The following is a 16220-nucleotide window of genomic DNA, read 5'->3' as shown; positions in this document are numbered from 1 at the left end:
CATTGGTGATCTAAGTCACTAAACAAAGGGGTTAATAGTTGGGATATTCATTATGTGTGATTTGCATCACATATAATTTTGTATTTGCATTTAAATAAATGTGATTTAAGTCCTGAGATTTCGATTGACATTAATTATATTAGCAATATGTTGTAAAATTACAGTTCATTATTGTGATATGTGTCTCTAATATTTTCTCTTGTTGATCTTTTAATGTGATCTGATATGCAAAAATCCCGTTCAAGATCCTAATGTTAGTTTATGTGGTAAATTTATTGTGTCGAAACAATAGTCGGTTTTAGCGAACCGAAACACAAACTTATTAGAACATCGAACGGGGAACTTTTATGATATCACCAGAAGCGAAGGTCAAGGTACAAAATTTTGGCCGTTTTCTCTCCAACATGGTAATGCCCAACATTGGTGCATTTATCGCGTGGGGTTTTATTACTGCTCTATTTATTCCAACAGGTTGGATTCCAAACGAGACTTTGTCTTCAATGGTTGGTCCAATGATTACTTATTTGCTACCTCTACTAATCGGTTATACCGGTGGTAAAATGGTCGCGGGTGAACGTGGTGCTGTCGTTGGTGCTGTAACGACAATGGGTGTTATCGTTGGTACTGACATTCCTATGTTTATGGGGGCAATGATTGTTGGTCCACTAGGTGCGTTCGCAATTAAGAAATTTGATGAAGCAGTTCACGGTAAAGTGAAAAGTGGATTTGAGATGTTAGTTAATAACTTCTCTGCCGGCATCATTGGTATGATTTGTGCCATTATTGCTTATGTCGTTGTTGGGCCTGCTGTTAAGGCGCTATCTACAGGGATGGCTTCAGGTGTAAACGTACTGGTTGAGACAGGTATACTACCTCTTACATCAATTTTTGTTGAACCAGCGAAAATCCTGTTCCTAAACAACGCGATTAACCATGGTATCTTCTCTCCACTAGGTATCCAACAAGCAGAAGAAGCGGGTCGTTCTATCTTCTTCCTAATCGAAGCGAACCCTGGTCCAGGTCTTGGTCTTCTATTGGCTTATATGGCCTTTGGTAAAGGTGCAGCTAAACAGTCTGCGGCTGGTGCTTCTATTATCCACTTCTTAGGTGGTATCCACGAAATTTACTTCCCATACGTATTGATGAACCCTCGCCTAATCCTTGCTGTCATTGCTGGTGGTGCGACGGGTGTGTTCGTAAACGTATTGTTCGATTCTGGTCTTGTGTCTCCAGCCTCGCCTGGTTCAATCTTCGCTGTATTGTTAATGACGCCAAAAGCCGCATTTGTAGGCGTGATTCTTTCTGTCATCTCTTCAGCAGGTGTATCTTTCTTCGTCGCATCTTTACTGATGAAAACTCAAAAGCAATCAGATGATGACGAGTCACTAGAAGACGCAACAAATCAAATGAAAGACATGAAGTCTTCTTCAAAAGGGGCAGAGGGCGTTGCTGTCAATATGGCTGCAGTAACTAAAATCATCGTTGCATGTGATGCAGGTATGGGCTCAAGTGCAATGGGTGCTAGCCTTCTTCGCAAGAAAGTCGATGCAGCCAACCTTGATATTGAAGTAACAAACCTCGCAATTAACAACTTGCCACAAGATGCAGATATTGTTGTTACGCACAAAGATTTGACTGATAGAGCGCGTAACCACGCAGGCTCTGCTAAGCATATCTCATTGTCTAACTTCTTAGATAATGCACTATATGACAATTTAGTTGCTGAGTTAGTAACGGCTCAAGAGGGCGCTGTAAAAAAGCCTGATGCACCAGTGAACACAGACTCTAGTGAAGATGGAACACTAAAGTTATCAACTGAGAACATCTTTTTAGGAATGGAAGCATCAACCAAAGAAGAAGTAATCAAGTTTGCTGGTGAACAACTTGTAAAATTAGGATATGTAGCACCAGAATATGTTGCTGGCATGTTAGCTCGTGAAGAATTGGTATCGACATATTTAGGCGAATCAATTTCTGTTCCACACGGTACGATTGAAGCGAAAAAGTATGTTCTAAAAACGGGCATCGTATTCTGTCAATTTCCTCAGGGTATCCAATGGGGTGAAGATGAAGACGATGTTGCAATAATGGTCATTGGTATTGCGGCTCAAGGTGACGAACATATTCAAGTTATCACGGCCATTACAAATTCACTTGATGATGAAGAAGCGATTAAATGCTTGAAGTCGACATCTAATCCGGATGATGTACTTCGAATCTTAAACGGTAAGTAATCCTTTGTAATCATAGCTCCTAAGCAAAGTGAACGAGGTCGGTCTAGCCCCCTAAGGCCGACCTCAATTTTGATTTTAATAGATTTAATATTTTTTGGAATGCATATTATGAAAGCACTACATTTTGGCGCAGGTAATATAGGTCGTGGTTTTATTGGTAAGTTATTAGCTGATGCGGGTGTCGAAGTTACATTTGCAGATGTAAATGAAGAGGTCGTTAACGGACTAATCGCTAGAAATGAATACCCTGTTAAGGTTGTAGGCGCCGACTGTAAGATAGAAATGGTCCAAGGTGTTACTGCACTTAACTCGACTAGTGCTGAGATTGTAGACGCTATTGTAGCGTCTGATTTAGTTACGACTGCCGTTGGACCAACGGTTTTGAAAATCATTGCTGGTACCTTAGCGCAAGCGATAGAAAAGCGCATTGAGATCGGTATAACAACGCCCCTTAATATTATTGCCTGCGAGAATATGGTTCGAGGTACCTCCCAGCTTAAAGAAGCTGTATTCGAAAAGCTTAATGATGCACTGAAACCCCAGGTTGAGGCGTCAGTTGGATTTGTGGATTCAGCGGTTGATAGAATCGTTCCACCAGCAGCAGCAGGTGAAACCGATCCATTGGCGGTAACAGTAGAGACGTTCAGTGAATGGATCGTTGACGAGACACAGTTTAAAGGTGAGATCCCAAACATTCCAGGAATGGAGTGCACGGACAATCTAATGGCATTTGTAGAACGCAAATTGTTCACGCTTAATACCGGACATTGTGTAACGGCATACCTAGGTTGTCTTGCCGGTTTGAATACCATTCGTGAAGCTATTGAAAATCCAATTATTCGTGCAGAAGTGAAGCAAGCGATGGAAGAGAGTGGTGAAGTCCTAATTCGTCGTTATAAGTTTGACCCGGATGTCCATGCTGCTTATATTGAAAAAATATTAGGTCGCTTCGCTAACCCGTATCTGATTGATGAGGTAGATCGAGTAGGTCGCCAGCCCATTCGTAAGCTTGGAGCAGGTGATAGGTTGATTAAACCTCTTCTCGGTACCATTGAATATGGTATAGAGAACAAAACTTTGCTCAAAGGGGTTGCAGCCGCGCTTAAATACACTAATAATTCAGACCCCCAAGCTGAAGAGTTGCAAAAATCGCTAAGTGAAGAGGGTGTTAAGGCAACTCTTGCTAAATATACAGGTCTCGATATTGAAGGTGGTGAAATAGCCCAAATCGAAACTATGTATGCTCAGCTTTAAGTAATATTGCTAAGAAGAGCCGCGCTCTTCTTAGCATGCTCACGTAGTTAAGATAAAATATGCCAGACAAAGTAGATGAAACAGAAGTAATTGAAAAACTCAACAGCACCACCTCAGTAAGAGCTTTTATTGTTGTTGCTGTAAGTATATTCAATGAGGCCGTGGAAGGGCTTATGCATCGTATCTTCCAAAAAGATAACTTTGCAGTGCAATCCGTTGTTGGTCCACTTCTTCATGATACCGGTCCTTTGGGTGATGTTAGTGTCAGGCTTAAACTGCTTTTTGGTTTGGGTGTTATCCCTGATGCGGTTTATCATGATATTGAAGATATCATTAAACTTCAACACAAACTCAACGCTGATCTTTCCGATCACGAATTCACCACGCCAGCAATACTTGAGGCTATTCAAAAACTGAGACTTATTCAGAAGATGGGAACAGTACAATTTGCAGTATTAGAGCCAGAGGGCGATGGTGATCTCGAATTTTATCAATTACAACAACTAAGGCAGCAACAAGTTGTAAAGTCGAGCCTAGCGTTGGCGGTCGTAGAGATATGCCACGAACTAAATAAAGATAGCCCTTTCTAAGCGAGTGTCAGTTGGATTAGAAAACTGATCGCTCAACATCGATATCTAATCGAACTATCTGGTTCGATTTCGTCATTTCAAACTAAAGTTCTATATTATTTCAATTGACATGTATAAATATACAGTATTATTATCAATGCACGGTATTTGATGTATGAGTATTCTGCTCTGCTGAAAAGAAGGTGTGTGTATGAAACATATAGAAATTCAGTATTATAAAACCCCTTGTGGCGAACTTCTTTTGGGTAGTTATGATAACCAACTTTGCATCTGTGATTGGCGTTATCGAAATATGCGGAATGCAATAGATAACCGCATAACGGGTAAGCTTCAGGCTCAATATGTTGAGAAAGATAACGAGGTATTATCGGAAACGAGAAACCAATTGTCCGAATATTTCAGCTCTAGAAGGCGGGACTTTGAGCTACCACTTTTATTTGTGGGAACTGAATTTCAAAAGCAAGTCTGGCGTCAGCTTGTATTGGTTCCGTTTGGTGATACATCGACGTATTTGAATCTCGCGAAAGCGATGGGTAATAAAGATGCTGTTCGAGCGGTCGCTAACGCAAATGGAGCGAATGCGCTATCAATCATTGTACCGTGCCATAGGATAATAGGCAGTAATGGACAGCTTGTTGGTTACGCTGGTGGATTAGAGGCCAAACGGAAACTTATCATGCTAGAACAAGATATGTTTGCACCTCAATAGAGTCCTAATTGTTAGTAATTAGAGCTCCCAATTCTTATGTTTTAATTCAAGTAGCGCAGCATACAATGGTTTTCCGCCCATGGCTTGAGCAACAAATGTCGCGCCGAAACACGTGACCATGATGGGTAGAATTAATTGGTAGTTGTTAGAAATTTCAACAACGAGCACGACTCCGGTTAACGGTGTTCGCAAACTAGCGGCAATAAGCGCCCCCATTCCTGCCACTGCGTAGGTACCGGCATCCGTAGAAAAATTGGGCACAAGATCATGTATTAAGACGCCATAAGTTAAACCAAAGAATGTACCTAGAGTCAGAATAGGTGCAAAAATACCACCCGGCGCACCAGAACCAAAACAGGCAATGGTACCGAACATTCTTAGTGCGAAAAATAGTGCCATTATCATCCAAGGTTGCGGCGTAGAAAACAACTCTGTGATTGCCGGTAAGCTGCCCCCAGATAGGATAGGGTAGGTAACGTGTACTAGCGAAAATACTGCCCCAAATATTGCACCAGTAATGACTAGGCGGTAAATATTCGAGCCATGATAGTTTTTAAACCAACTGGTGGCCTTGAGTATCCATTGATTGAAATAGACACCGACTATGCCAAACAACATACCAAGAGCGGCGAATGTAGGTAAAGACCCTAATGGTGGCGTAGCAAAACTCGGTATTAACAGTATCGCGTTTTGACCATTGAGATATTCCATGACGATGGTTGCGGCAATGACAGACAAGGTTACGCATTTAATTGATATTACGTTGTAGCTAAATTGCCTTCGCATTTCCTCGTTAACAAACAAGATCGCCGTTAGTGGGGTATTGAATGCGGCTGCGAGACCAGCGGCTGAGCCAGCGGCAATTAATATGTGCTGCGCATGTTCAAATTTGTGAGCTTTACTCGCAACCATTCTACCAACTGCCCCACCAAGTTGGATTGATGGTCCTCCTCGACCCAAAATCATGCCAGATCCTATCGTCAGTGTGGCGGCAATAAACTTAATCGGTAATATACGCTTCCAACGAATATCGTGTTCACCAACTAAAGCGCCTTCTATGTGTGGAATACCACTGCCTTCAGCTTCAGGTGCAAAACGATATGTTAACCAGAATCCCAGAGCGGCCATAATTGCACCACTAAGTACAATGACTGAAGCTTGAAAGACAAATTGATCAGGAACTTGATTATCGATAAAGGAGATACGTAGTTCAAGAATCCAGTTGATGAAGATATTAAAATAGGAGACAAGGATACCGGCAAGCGTTCCAACTATTCCCGATAGTAAAACAACAATAAAATAATCACTTTGACTCGAAAAAAAGCTGGGAATGAGTGTTGGCCGTGAAAGTCTTGCCATAATAAAAATGTCATCCCTGTTGTTAGCTGTTGAAAAATAAAATGGAATTAGTTGTAAAGCGCGCAATAGTAACATATCTCTGAAGCGAGTTAGCCTACTTCGCATCTCAATAAATGTGAACTAACATCTCGGTTTTGTAGTTTAGCGTTCTAAATTCTTGCTTTTTTTCCGAAACCTACCACACTTAATATGTAAGACAAGAGCAACCCAATAACATGGAGGCAATTGAAGTCTTACTTACAATTAGAGTGGAACAATAGAACATTTCTTAATCCTCGTAATCAATTGGAATACTTAACTTAGTATCTCCATTACGCATACTCACGAGTGAGTCACGAGGTGTTGAAGGCGTACTAAAGCTTGTACGCCTTTTTGCATTTTATAATTGTATCATTTCCCCTATACTCCGTTATCTTATTAAAGGAGTAGTCCATGTCTCAGCGGGTTCCAACAAATATAATCACAGGTTTTTTAGGCACAGGAAAAACAACCTCCATTCTAAATCTGCTTAAACAAAAGCCGAGCAATGAAACTTGGGCAGTATTAGTGAATGAATTTGGTGAAATTGGAATCGATGGCGCGATCCTCAGTGACAGCGGTGCACTTATTAAAGAAGTCCCTGGAGGATGTATGTGCTGCACGGCGGGTGTCCCTATGTCTGTCGGCATTAATGCATTGTTAAGACTGAAACCTGACAGATTACTCATTGAACCAACAGGCTTAGGTCATCCTAAGCAGGTTGTGGCGACATTAACGTCGGTGCAGTATCAAAATTATGTCGACCTAAAAGCAACGATCGCGCTTGTCGACCCCCGTTACTTTTCTGACGAACGTTACACGAGTAATCAAAATTTCAATGATCAACTTGCCAGTGCCGATATCATCATTGGCAATAAGGCCGAAAAATGTACTGAAATCGATATTGCTGCGTTTGAAGCTTGGATTGAACAACAAGAACCGAAAAAACAGAAGTTTACATTGACGTCTCAAGGTGAGTTTAGTCTTTCATTTTTAGAGATTGAGCGAAGTGAAGGTAGTATTTCAGCGCATATCGAACCGCATCACCATGAACACGCGAGTATGGAACCGCAATTTGAGATACCACCGGGTGAAAAATTCATTCGTAAAGAAAATAATGGGCAGGGCTATCACAGTTGTGGTTGGCTTTTTGGAGCGGAAATAACGTTCAACTTCGATGATATGTTTTCTATGCTCACAGCATTGACTGCTGAGAGAGTTAAGGGTGTCGTTAATACTGACAAAGGCTGCTTTGCCTATAATGTATCAAATGGTGTGGTGTCCGTGAATGAGCTTACACTAAGTGGTTTTGAAACTCGCATAGAAGTGATAGACAACGCATTACTGCCTTGGGATGACTTGGAAAACGTATTGATCGATCTTTCCGATATATAAGAATAGATAAAGAAAGAGCTGAGAACGAATGGGTTTGAACGCCTTGATTTCGTGTTGCTATTCGGCCTTCAAACCCGTTTTCTTATCGCTTATTTCGCAAGTAGCGTTTACGGCGTTCTTCTTTTTTCTTTATTTGTGCTTCTTGTTTTCTTGCCGTCTCAATTTCGACATCAATGAGTTCTTGTGTGATCATTTCTGGTAATTCTAACGTCACTTGTCCCAGCGTTCCGTTGCGAAGCTCATGCAATAGAATTTCAGAGGCTTTATGGAGGTCTACTCGCCCTCCTGCACGCAAGCAACCGCGTTTCGCACCAATCGCTTCCATTAGCTCGATATCACTATCAGACAGCTCGTCTAATTGATAACGCTCTTTCAAAAGCTCTGGGTATTGTTTTGCAAGGTATTCGACAGTGTAGAAGGCGACTTCTATGTATTCCATCGCCGTATCTTTAACGGCGCCAGTTGCTGCCAAGCGGAAGCCACTGTGTGGGTTTTCTACTTTAGGCCATAGAATACCTGGAGTGTCCGATAGAACAATTCCGTTTTGAAGGTTGATGCGTTGCTGGCGACGAGTAACCGCAGGTTGGTTACCTGTTTGAGCAATAGCACGGCCTGCAAGTGTATTGATAATTGTGGATTTGCCGACGTTTGGTATACCCATAATCATGGTGCGAATGTTTTTGCCCATATCTTCGCGATGAGGTGCGAGTTTACGGCACAACTCCATAATTTTATGTACTTCTTGAGGATTTGACGTAGTTATCGCCATCGCCTTAACGCCTTGCTCTTTTTCGAAATGCTCTATCCAACGTTGAGTCAGTTCCGGATCAGACAGGTCCCGTTTATTGAGAACCTTAACGCAAGGTTTATCACCACGTAATGTAGAGATCATTGGATTTTCACTACTAAATGGTATGCGTGCATCTAATACTTCTATGATGACATCTATCTGAGGAATAACTTCTTCAATTTCCTTACGAGCTTTGTGCATATGGCCCGGGTACCATTGAATTATGTTGTTAACCATTTATTAGCCTTTAAAATTTTTGTTTGCTGAGGTGCATACTCTGCCTGCCCCAAACGAATTGTGGCGATTCTAACATTATCTATTCAATAACGGAAAACTGTCTAATGGCACATTTCTCATTATTTTTAGTTGAGCGTACACTTGTACGCTGATATTCTAGTGTACAAGTGTACTCTCAATCGGCAAGGATTATGAACTCAAGCAATAAACCACCACTAATCTGGCTTAACGCCTTAGTATTTGCAATTACCGCTATATTGGCATTAATCGTCGCACCACTTTACGGATATTATCAGGGGTACGGATGGGAACATGGTTTTTGGTTCCTCGTTGCCTTCAGTTTTTGTAACCTCTCGATTACAGCCGGGTATCACCGATTATGGGCTCACAAAGCCTATGATGCTCATTCTAGCTTGAAGTACATTTATGCGATTGGCGGTGCGTTTGCTCTGCAAAATAGCATTCTTCATTGGTCTTCGGATCATCGGCCACACCATAAGTTCGTCGATAACAACGAGAAAGATCCTTATTCAGCGAAAAGAGGTTTTTGGTACTCTCATATTGGTTGGATGCTCAGAAATTATAACGAAGAGATCTACCACGAATATGGTAACTGTCGAGATCTGCAAAAAGACAAAGTGGTGATGTGGCAGCACAAGTATTATCTTGCGTTAGCGTTGCTCACTAATTTTGGTATACCGATTTTGTTAGGTTTGATATATAACGATTTGTTAGGGATGATATTAATTGTCGGTGCCGTTAGGTTGTTTATGAGTCATCATTCGACGTTTTTTATCAATTCTTTGGCTCATATATGGGGTTCACAGCCCTACACAACCAAAAATACAGCAAGAGACAATGGCGTTTTGGCTGTGTTTACCTTCGGTGAGGGATATCATAATTTCCATCATACCTTTGAAAATGATTACCGTAATGGGATCTGCTGGTGGCAATATGATCCAACAAAATGGTTGATTAAGAGTTGCTCGTGGGTTGGTTTAGCGAATAATTTAAGGGTGACACCAAAGCTAAGAATTGAAAAAGCAAAAGCCCTCGCTTTATTGAGCAAGGTTAAGAATAACCTTAGTGAAGTGCCAAACAATGTGCAGGTTGCGATTCGGCTGCAAGACGAATGCGAATTGCTGGTGAAGTACATGAATGATTACTACGAGATTAAGAAAAAGCTGCTCGAAGGAAAAAAAGAGACCTTGGTTAAACGCTATGAGCACTCTATTCTTAAGGTCGAGTATGAACAAATTAAAATGCGCTTACATGAACAGCAGTTAGCATGGAATCGTATGGTAAAGCAGTACGCTTAGCCTTTTGAGTTTTACGAGTTTACCGGAGTCAGCATTAACGCTGGCTCTTTTTTTACCCGCCAATATTCAACGTCCAATTCGTGTCATCAACTCAATCCAATAATCATGCAGATAGTTCAATACATCCTCGTCCGCTTGTCGTGAGGTTACTTACCGATGGGGTTTTATGTCCATTGATAGCTGTTACTAAAAGAGTTGTTAGGTTTTAGCTATTAGATTGATAGAATTTTTCCGCTTAATCTAAGTTAAATTAGTCAGTATGCTTGTGATAACAAACTGTTGAGCATTGTTTTGGTTTGATATACATTAATAATGTTACGCGTAACGTAAGATTAACTGAAAGAATTTTTTTAATACTTCGGTCTCATCTTTGTACTACTATTTTGAAGGTATGGCTTGTCAATTGAATGACTCAATAGTTAATTACCTTATGAGAACTATATGAATAATTTAGAAAAAATTGTTGGTCCAGAAAATAATACCTTAGTGATATTTGGTGCTTCTGGTGACCTTACACATCGTAAGTTAATACCTGCTCTATATCATTTGTACGCAAATGGAATGCTACCTACTGATTTTGCCATTCTCGGGGTAAGTAGAACCGCGTATAACGACACAAGTTTCAGAGAAAAACTAAAGGCGTCGTTGATAGAAAACGAAAAAGTGCAAACTGAGTTACTAGAAGAATTTTGTGACCACTTATATTACGTTGCAATCAATACATCGAACTCGACAGAGTATACTGTGTTGCGAGACAAGCTTAGCGAGCTCGAGCAAAAACACCAAACGGGTGGCAATACCATCTATTACTTATCAACACCACCGAGCTTGTACGGCGTTATTCCAGAATGTTTAGCAGAAGCAGAGCTTAATGATGAAAGTCAGGGATGGAAGAATCTCATCGTAGAAAAGCCATTTGGATACGACTTAGAGTCTGCTCAATCTCTCGATCTGCAGATTCATGCTTGTTTTAAAGAACATCAAATCTATCGTATCGACCATTACCTTGGCAAAGAAACGGTGCAAAACCTCTTGGTTATGCGTTTTTCAAATGCCATGTTTGAACCACTGTGGAACCATAGATATATTGATCACGTTGAGATTACCTCCGCCGAGTTTTTGGGTGTAGAGGAACGTGGTGGTTATTATGACGGCGCAGGCGCGGTTAGAGACATGTTTCAGAATCATCTGTTACAAGTGCTTGCGATGGTTGGTATGGAACCGCCTTCAGTTATCAACGCTGACTCTATTCGAGACGAAGCGGTTAAAGTCATGCAATGTTTCAGGCCATTAAGCGAAGAAGATCTAAAGAACAATTTGGTTTTAGGTCAATATACCGAATCTATGGTACGCGGTAAGCAACTACCCGGCTACCGCGAAGAGCACGGTGTATCGGAGGACTCACGAACAGAGACCTACGTTGGTTTAAAAATGTTTATAGACAATTGGCGTTGGGCTGGTGTTCCTTTCTATGTACGTACTGGAAAACGGTTGCCAACTCGAGTCACAGAGGTTGTCATTCATTTTAAAAATACGCCACACCCCGTTTTTGGTGTCAATGCGCCAGAGAATAAACTTATTATTCGAATTCAGCCGGACGAAGGGATTTTGCTTAGCTTTGGTTTAAAACAGCCAGGTGCCGGTTTTGAAGCTAAAGAAGTATCGATGGACTTCCATTATGAAGATCTGCAAGAGACGAATATGCTTACCGCATATGAACGATTGATTCTGGATTGTATGAAGGGAGACGCGACCTTGTTTGCTCGTACTGATGCAGTAGAAGCTTGTTGGCAATTCGTTCAGCCGATTTTAGATCATAAACAGAATCCAGAACATCTGTTTGGTTATGCTGCGGGCACTTGGGGGCCAATACAAGCCGACCAATTGCTTCATGATGACAATCGAAAATGGCGATTCCCATGCAAAAACTTAACTAACACCGATTATTGCGAGTTATAGAGATGAATTATCAAGTTTTTGAAAGTCCAGAAGCAGTGATTCATTCTCTGGCAGAAAGGCTGCTTTATCTTAGTCAGGAAGAAAGACCTGTGCATGTTTCATTGTCAGGTGGTAGTACGCCTAAATTATTGTTCAAAAGATTAGCTCAAACACCATATAACGAAGGTATCAATTGGACAAACCTTCACTTTTGGTGGGGGGATGAGCGGTGTGTAGAACCGACTGATTCCGAGAGTAACTTTGGTGAAGTGAATGAACTATTATTTAAAAAAATAGTAATTCCGGAAGCTAATATTCATCGCATTTTGGGTGAAAATGATCCGAGGCAAGAGGTGAAAAGATTTTCTGATGAAATGATTCAACACATCCAGAGCAATAATGGTCTTCCAGAATTTGATTGGATTATATTGGGCATGGGAATCGATGGGCATACTGCCTCTCTTTTCCCTAATCGAACTGATTATTTAGAACCGGCCATCGCCATTGTTGCAACTCACCCGGAAAGTGGTCAAATCAGAGTCTCGAAAAGCGCACGTTTGATCGAAAATGCGAAGCGAATAACGTACTTAGTACTGGGTGAAAACAAGGCCCCGATACTTAAAGAAATTCAACAGAACTCAGCAGAAAAGCTACCATATCCGGCGGCAAGAATTAAGTCCACCAATGGTCAAACAGAGTGGTTTTTAGATTTACAGGCAGCAAAAATGCTGTCTCACGGAGAATAAAAAATGAAAGGTGATATTGGTGTAATTGGTTTAGCCGTGATGGGACAAAACCTAATTTTAAACATGAATGATCATGGGTTTAACGTTGTTGCATATAACCGTACTGTGTCGAAAGTAGAAGATTTTCTTCAGGGCCCTGCAAAAGGTACCAACATTATGGGCGCAAATTCGATGCAAGATCTTGTCGATAAGCTTGAAGCTCCGCGTAAAGTGATGCTTATGGTACGAGCTGGTGATGTTGTCGACCAGTTCATTGATCAATTGGTCCCACTTCTCGACGAAGGGGATATCATCATTGATGGTGGTAACTCCAATTACCCTGACACTAATCGACGCGTAGCTGCACTTAAAGCAAAAGGTATTCATTTTGTTGGAACCGGTGTTTCTGGTGGTGAAGAAGGGGCCAGATTTGGACCGTCTATTATGCCCGGTGGTGCACCAGAAGCTTGGCCTCATGTTAAGCCGATATTCCAGAGTATTTCTGCGAAGACAGAGTCAGGTGAAGCGTGCTGTGATTGGGTCGGTAAGGATGGTTCTGGTCATTTCGTTAAGATGGTGCACAATGGTATCGAGTATGGTGATATGCAGCTTATCAGTGAAGCATACCATTTCCTAAAAGAAGGGTTATCGCTTTCTCATCAAGAGATGCAAGCTATATTTGAAGAGTGGAAATCGACGGAGTTAGACAGCTACCTTATCGATATCACCACCGATATATTGGGATACAAAGACGAAGATGGTGAACCGCTTGTTGAGAAGATCCTCGATACAGCTGGTCAAAAAGGAACAGGCAAGTGGACGGGTATTAACGCATTGGATTTAGGTATCCCACTTACCCTCATAACCGAATCTGTTTTTGCACGCTGCCTCTCATCATTAAAAGATCAACGCATTGAAGCCGAGCAGTTGTTTAATAAGACTATCTCACCGATAGAAGGTGATAAAAAAGTTTGGATAGAGGCTGTGCGTCAAGCGCTTCTAGCGTCTAAAATTATTTCTTACGCGCAAGGTTTCATGCTTATCAGAGAAGCCTCTGAAGAAAATGACTGGGCGCTAAACTATGGCAATGTTGCGCTTATGTGGCGTGGTGGCTGTATCATACGTAGTGCATTCTTAGGAAACATACGTGATGCATATGATAGCAATCCTGATATTCAGTTCCTTGGATCGGATCCATACTTTAAGGATATTTTAGTTGATAGCTTACCAGCATGGCGAAAAGTTGCCTCTAAGGCAATGGAGATAGGTTTACCGATGCCTACGATGACATCGGCACTCACATTTTTAGATGGGTATACAACATCGCGTCTTCCAGCCAATATGATACAAGCGCAACGCGATTATTTTGGTGCTCATACCTACGAGAGAGTAGACAAACCGCTTGGTGAGTTCTTTCACACGAACTGGACGGGTACCGGTGGTAATACATCGTCTACAACCTATGATGTCTAAAAAAGTTTAACCTATTAGATAACCATTAGATGAATTCTGTATTGGTTGTTTTTGTGGGATTGACGAATCGGTGAAACTTAAAAGGGATGTACACGTGTACATCCCTTTTTGTGCATACCAATCTGGACAAAGATGGAATCAACAATATCGATGTCATGGAGAAGACATGAAAATTCAATATACCTAGGGCTAAATATCACTTACCACGCAGTTTTTCCCTTGTTGCTTCGCCTTGTAAAGCGCCTTGTCCGCACGGGTAATTGTATCTTCAATTGTTTGGTCTGGTTCTATTAGAACTGCGATACCAATACTAACCGTAAATTTGGTAAAGGCTTTATCCGTTCTAACCGAGGTTTTTTCAATCTCTTTTCGTAGTCGTTCTGCGACGACATGAGCTTGCTCGATGTTGTTTTCGTGCAATAACGCAACAAACTCTTCCCCTCCCAATCGACAAAATAGATCGCTCGTTCGAAAAACGGTATGGCAAATATCAGAGAGTGCAATTAGTGTCGCATCACCAGTAGAATGTCCGTTGATATCATTGATTTTCTTAAAATCATCTATATCAATCATCAGCAAAGCAAGTTTATTGCCGTACCGTCGACAACGATTGAATTCAGCTCTTGCTAATGGAAAGAAGCCACGGCGGTTCTTAGCATTGGTAAGAGGGTCTAAGGTGGCGAGTCGTTTGTTCTCCTCCACTAACTGTCTGTGACTGGATATATCCCAAGTCACACCATTAACAACCAACCCATTTCGTGACTCACTGTAGCGATGTATCGCAGCACTTTTTACAGCACAAAACTCGTTATTACTTTTTAAGATACGATATTCAGCATCAAATTTTTCCCCACCGCTTAAAGCGAGATGCATAGCGGTTTGAACCCGTTCGATATCATCAGGGTGAACCCGGCTATACCAATCTTGTGTTGTATATATGTTGGTCGTGTTTTCTAAGCCAAATAATTGACTGATTCTATCATCGGCGTAGAACTTGTTTTTCTTAATGTTCCATTCCCATATACCGAGTTCACCCGCTTCTGCAGCAAGTTCCAATCGATTTGAATAATTCTTAAGGGAATTTTGAGCGTGACGTAGCTCTCTAGTCAGTACTTTTTGACGCAAATACATAATGATCAGTATGAAAAATGCGGCGATGATGGAAATGGCGGCGGGTAAATGCTCGAGTGCAAACTGAGGTATGCTCGTCGTTTTCTGTTCATGGTACGGTGGCAGTTTGAGCTCTGCCAACAACTCATGCACGGCCACATAGCTTTTAGGGTTAGTCCAACCCGAAATGGCCGCTGAGTATGCTGCCTTATCTTGAGGAGTCATAAGGAGTAAAGCGGCAGCGACCTGATTAGCGAGTGGATCGCTTACATGTGCAGACTTTGCAAAGACCCAGTCAGGATATAGGCGAGTACTCGTCAATTGTGGATAATCTGTGTTGTTGTTATCGCTGGGAAGAACGCTGAAATCATTTAAGGATATTTTTCCTTCTTCTTCCATCTGCTCTAGTGTTCCAGTGCGAACAATACCAATATCAGCGGCCCCCTTCAGCACGGCCTGAATGACAAGGTCATGTGTGCCTAAAAATCGCAGGCTTTTTACATCGGATACCATATCAATATCATCGTGTTTAAACCTGGCTAAAGCAATTTCCCACCCTCCTAAGGAGCGAGGATTAACGGCGGCGACAGATTTATCCAACACGTCTTTAGTCGTGTTTAATGTTAGTTTATCTGCTTTAGATATGATGACAGAACCTAAAGTCGTGGCGTCATTATTCGAATATTTGGAAACTAACGTAGCGATTCTCGACACGTTATGGGTATTTTCTAACTGCACATACATGGTCGGATTTAACAGAATAAAATCGACAGAATGTTCGCTGATTTTTAGGTCTATCTCATCAAAACTAAGCGGTATGATGTCAAATTTCTTGCTGGGGATAGCCTGCTGCAAATAATCGGCCGTCGCCGTCCACTTTTGCTGTGTGATTGTTTTTCCACGCTTAGCGAGTACTCCAATGTGTACTGTCTCTGGGTTTTGTGCTGCCAACGGCGGGGTAAAAACGAAACCTGTCACCAAGAGTAGAGTGGGTAGACATAGGAGATAAGCTCTGTTTAATAACGGTTGTCTAGTTTTAGTTAACATGTGATTAACAAGCTAATCCTTA

General features: G+C 41.5%; 12 protein-coding genes. 9 read left to right on the top strand and 3 right to left on the bottom strand.

The features are described from left to right. The first annotated feature begins 347 nt into the window (after positions 1–347). The 4 genes from AACW90_RS11060 to AACW90_RS11045 all read left to right on the top strand — a co-directional run bounded on the left by AACW90_RS11060 (position 348) and on the right by AACW90_RS11045 (position 4787). A complete protein-coding gene (locus AACW90_RS11060) occupies positions 348–2234 on the top strand; it encodes a PTS mannitol transporter subunit IICBA (protein ID WP_390234247.1) in 1887 nt (628 codons plus the stop codon). Positions 2235–2342: 108 nt separating this feature from the next. Then, positions 2343–3488, top strand: coding sequence for a mannitol-1-phosphate 5-dehydrogenase (locus tag AACW90_RS11055; RefSeq protein WP_502226693.1), 1146 nt, complete (start codon positions 2343–2345; stop codon positions 3486–3488). A gap of 59 nt (positions 3489–3547) precedes the next feature. Beyond that, positions 3548–4078 carry an MltR family transcriptional regulator gene (locus AACW90_RS11050; RefSeq protein ID WP_390234245.1) on the top strand — a complete coding sequence of 177 codons (531 nt, stop codon included), beginning with the start codon at positions 3548–3550 and terminating at the stop codon, positions 4076–4078. Positions 4079–4268: 190 nt separating this feature from the next. Beyond that, a complete protein-coding gene (locus AACW90_RS11045) occupies positions 4269–4787 on the top strand; it encodes a methylated-DNA--[protein]-cysteine S-methyltransferase (protein ID WP_390234243.1) in 519 nt (172 codons plus the stop codon). A gap of 18 nt (positions 4788–4805) precedes the next feature. Here AACW90_RS11045 and clcA read toward each other — a convergent pair whose 3' ends face one another. Beyond that, positions 4806–6146, bottom strand: a complete 1341-nt coding sequence (gene clcA / locus AACW90_RS11040; protein ID WP_390234240.1) for a H(+)/Cl(-) exchange transporter ClcA — start codon at positions 6144–6146, stop codon at positions 4806–4808. A 432-nt stretch (positions 6147–6578) separates the two neighbouring features. Between clcA and AACW90_RS11035 the strand changes: the two genes are divergently transcribed. Further along, positions 6579–7559: a CobW family GTP-binding protein gene (locus AACW90_RS11035; protein WP_390234238.1), complete on the top strand. Its 981-nt coding sequence runs from the start codon at positions 6579–6581 to the stop codon at positions 7557–7559. 82 nt (positions 7560–7641) lie between these two features. Here the strand turns inward: AACW90_RS11035 and ylqF are convergent, their stop codons facing one another. Next, a complete protein-coding gene (ylqF, locus tag AACW90_RS11030) occupies positions 7642–8586 on the bottom strand; it encodes a ribosome biogenesis GTPase YlqF (RefSeq protein ID WP_275137645.1) in 945 nt (314 codons plus the stop codon). A 191-nt stretch (positions 8587–8777) separates the two neighbouring features. Between ylqF and AACW90_RS11025 the strand changes: the two genes are divergently transcribed. From AACW90_RS11025 to gnd, 4 genes are all read left to right on the top strand, one after another. Then, a complete protein-coding gene (locus AACW90_RS11025) occupies positions 8778–9905 on the top strand; it encodes an acyl-CoA desaturase (RefSeq protein ID WP_390234236.1) in 1128 nt (375 codons plus the stop codon). A 459-nt stretch (positions 9906–10364) separates the two neighbouring features. Next, positions 10365–11864 (top strand): glucose-6-phosphate dehydrogenase, encoded by a 1500-nt coding sequence (gene zwf, locus AACW90_RS11020; RefSeq protein WP_390234355.1) that lies wholly within the window; start codon positions 10365–10367, stop codon positions 11862–11864. A gap of 2 nt (positions 11865–11866) precedes the next feature. Next, complete coding sequence (gene pgl / locus AACW90_RS11015) at positions 11867–12589, top strand: 6-phosphogluconolactonase (protein WP_390234233.1); 723 nt, start codon at positions 11867–11869, stop codon at positions 12587–12589. 3 nt (positions 12590–12592) lie between these two features. Then, positions 12593–14041, top strand: a complete 1449-nt coding sequence (gene gnd / locus AACW90_RS11010; RefSeq protein WP_390234230.1) for a decarboxylating NADP(+)-dependent phosphogluconate dehydrogenase — start codon at positions 12593–12595, stop codon at positions 14039–14041. Positions 14042–14230: 189 nt separating this feature from the next. On the opposite strand, the gene AACW90_RS11005 is transcribed toward gnd, so the two are convergent. Next, complete coding sequence (locus AACW90_RS11005; RefSeq protein WP_390234227.1) at positions 14231–16198, bottom strand: diguanylate cyclase; 1968 nt, start codon at positions 16196–16198, stop codon at positions 14231–14233. Positions 16199–16220: the final 22 nt, after the last annotated feature.

The organism is Vibrio frigidus (assembly GCF_042465995.1).
Taxonomy (GTDB): Bacteria; Pseudomonadota; Gammaproteobacteria; order Enterobacterales; family Vibrionaceae; genus Vibrio.
The sequence above is the reverse complement of the archived record's forward strand: the minus strand, read 5'-3'. Positions and strand labels throughout refer to the sequence as shown.

Excerpts from the sequence above, each read along its gene's own strand:
- AACW90_RS11060 (WP_390234247.1), top strand. The coding sequence starts at position 348 with ATGATATCACCAGAAGCGAAGGTCAAGGTACAAAATTTTGGCCGTTTT.
- AACW90_RS11055 (WP_502226693.1), top strand. The coding sequence starts at position 2,343 with ATGAAAGCACTACATTTTGGCGCAGGTAATATAGGTCGTGGTTTTATT.
- AACW90_RS11050 (WP_390234245.1), top strand. The coding sequence starts at position 3,548 with ATGCCAGACAAAGTAGATGAAACAGAAGTAATTGAAAAACTCAACAGC.
- AACW90_RS11045 (WP_390234243.1), top strand. The coding sequence starts at position 4,269 with ATGAAACATATAGAAATTCAGTATTATAAAACCCCTTGTGGCGAACTT.
- clcA (WP_390234240.1), bottom strand. The coding sequence starts at position 6,146 with ATGGCAAGACTTTCACGGCCAACACTCATTCCCAGCTTTTTTTCGAGT.
- AACW90_RS11035 (WP_390234238.1), top strand. The coding sequence starts at position 6,579 with ATGTCTCAGCGGGTTCCAACAAATATAATCACAGGTTTTTTAGGCACA.
- ylqF (WP_275137645.1), bottom strand. The coding sequence starts at position 8,586 with ATGGTTAACAACATAATTCAATGGTACCCGGGCCATATGCACAAAGCT.
- AACW90_RS11025 (WP_390234236.1), top strand. The coding sequence starts at position 8,778 with ATGAACTCAAGCAATAAACCACCACTAATCTGGCTTAACGCCTTAGTA.
- pgl (WP_390234233.1), top strand. The coding sequence starts at position 11,867 with ATGAATTATCAAGTTTTTGAAAGTCCAGAAGCAGTGATTCATTCTCTG.
- gnd (WP_390234230.1), top strand. The coding sequence starts at position 12,593 with ATGAAAGGTGATATTGGTGTAATTGGTTTAGCCGTGATGGGACAAAAC.
- AACW90_RS11005 (WP_390234227.1), bottom strand. The coding sequence starts at position 16,198 with ATGTTAACTAAAACTAGACAACCGTTATTAAACAGAGCTTATCTCCTA.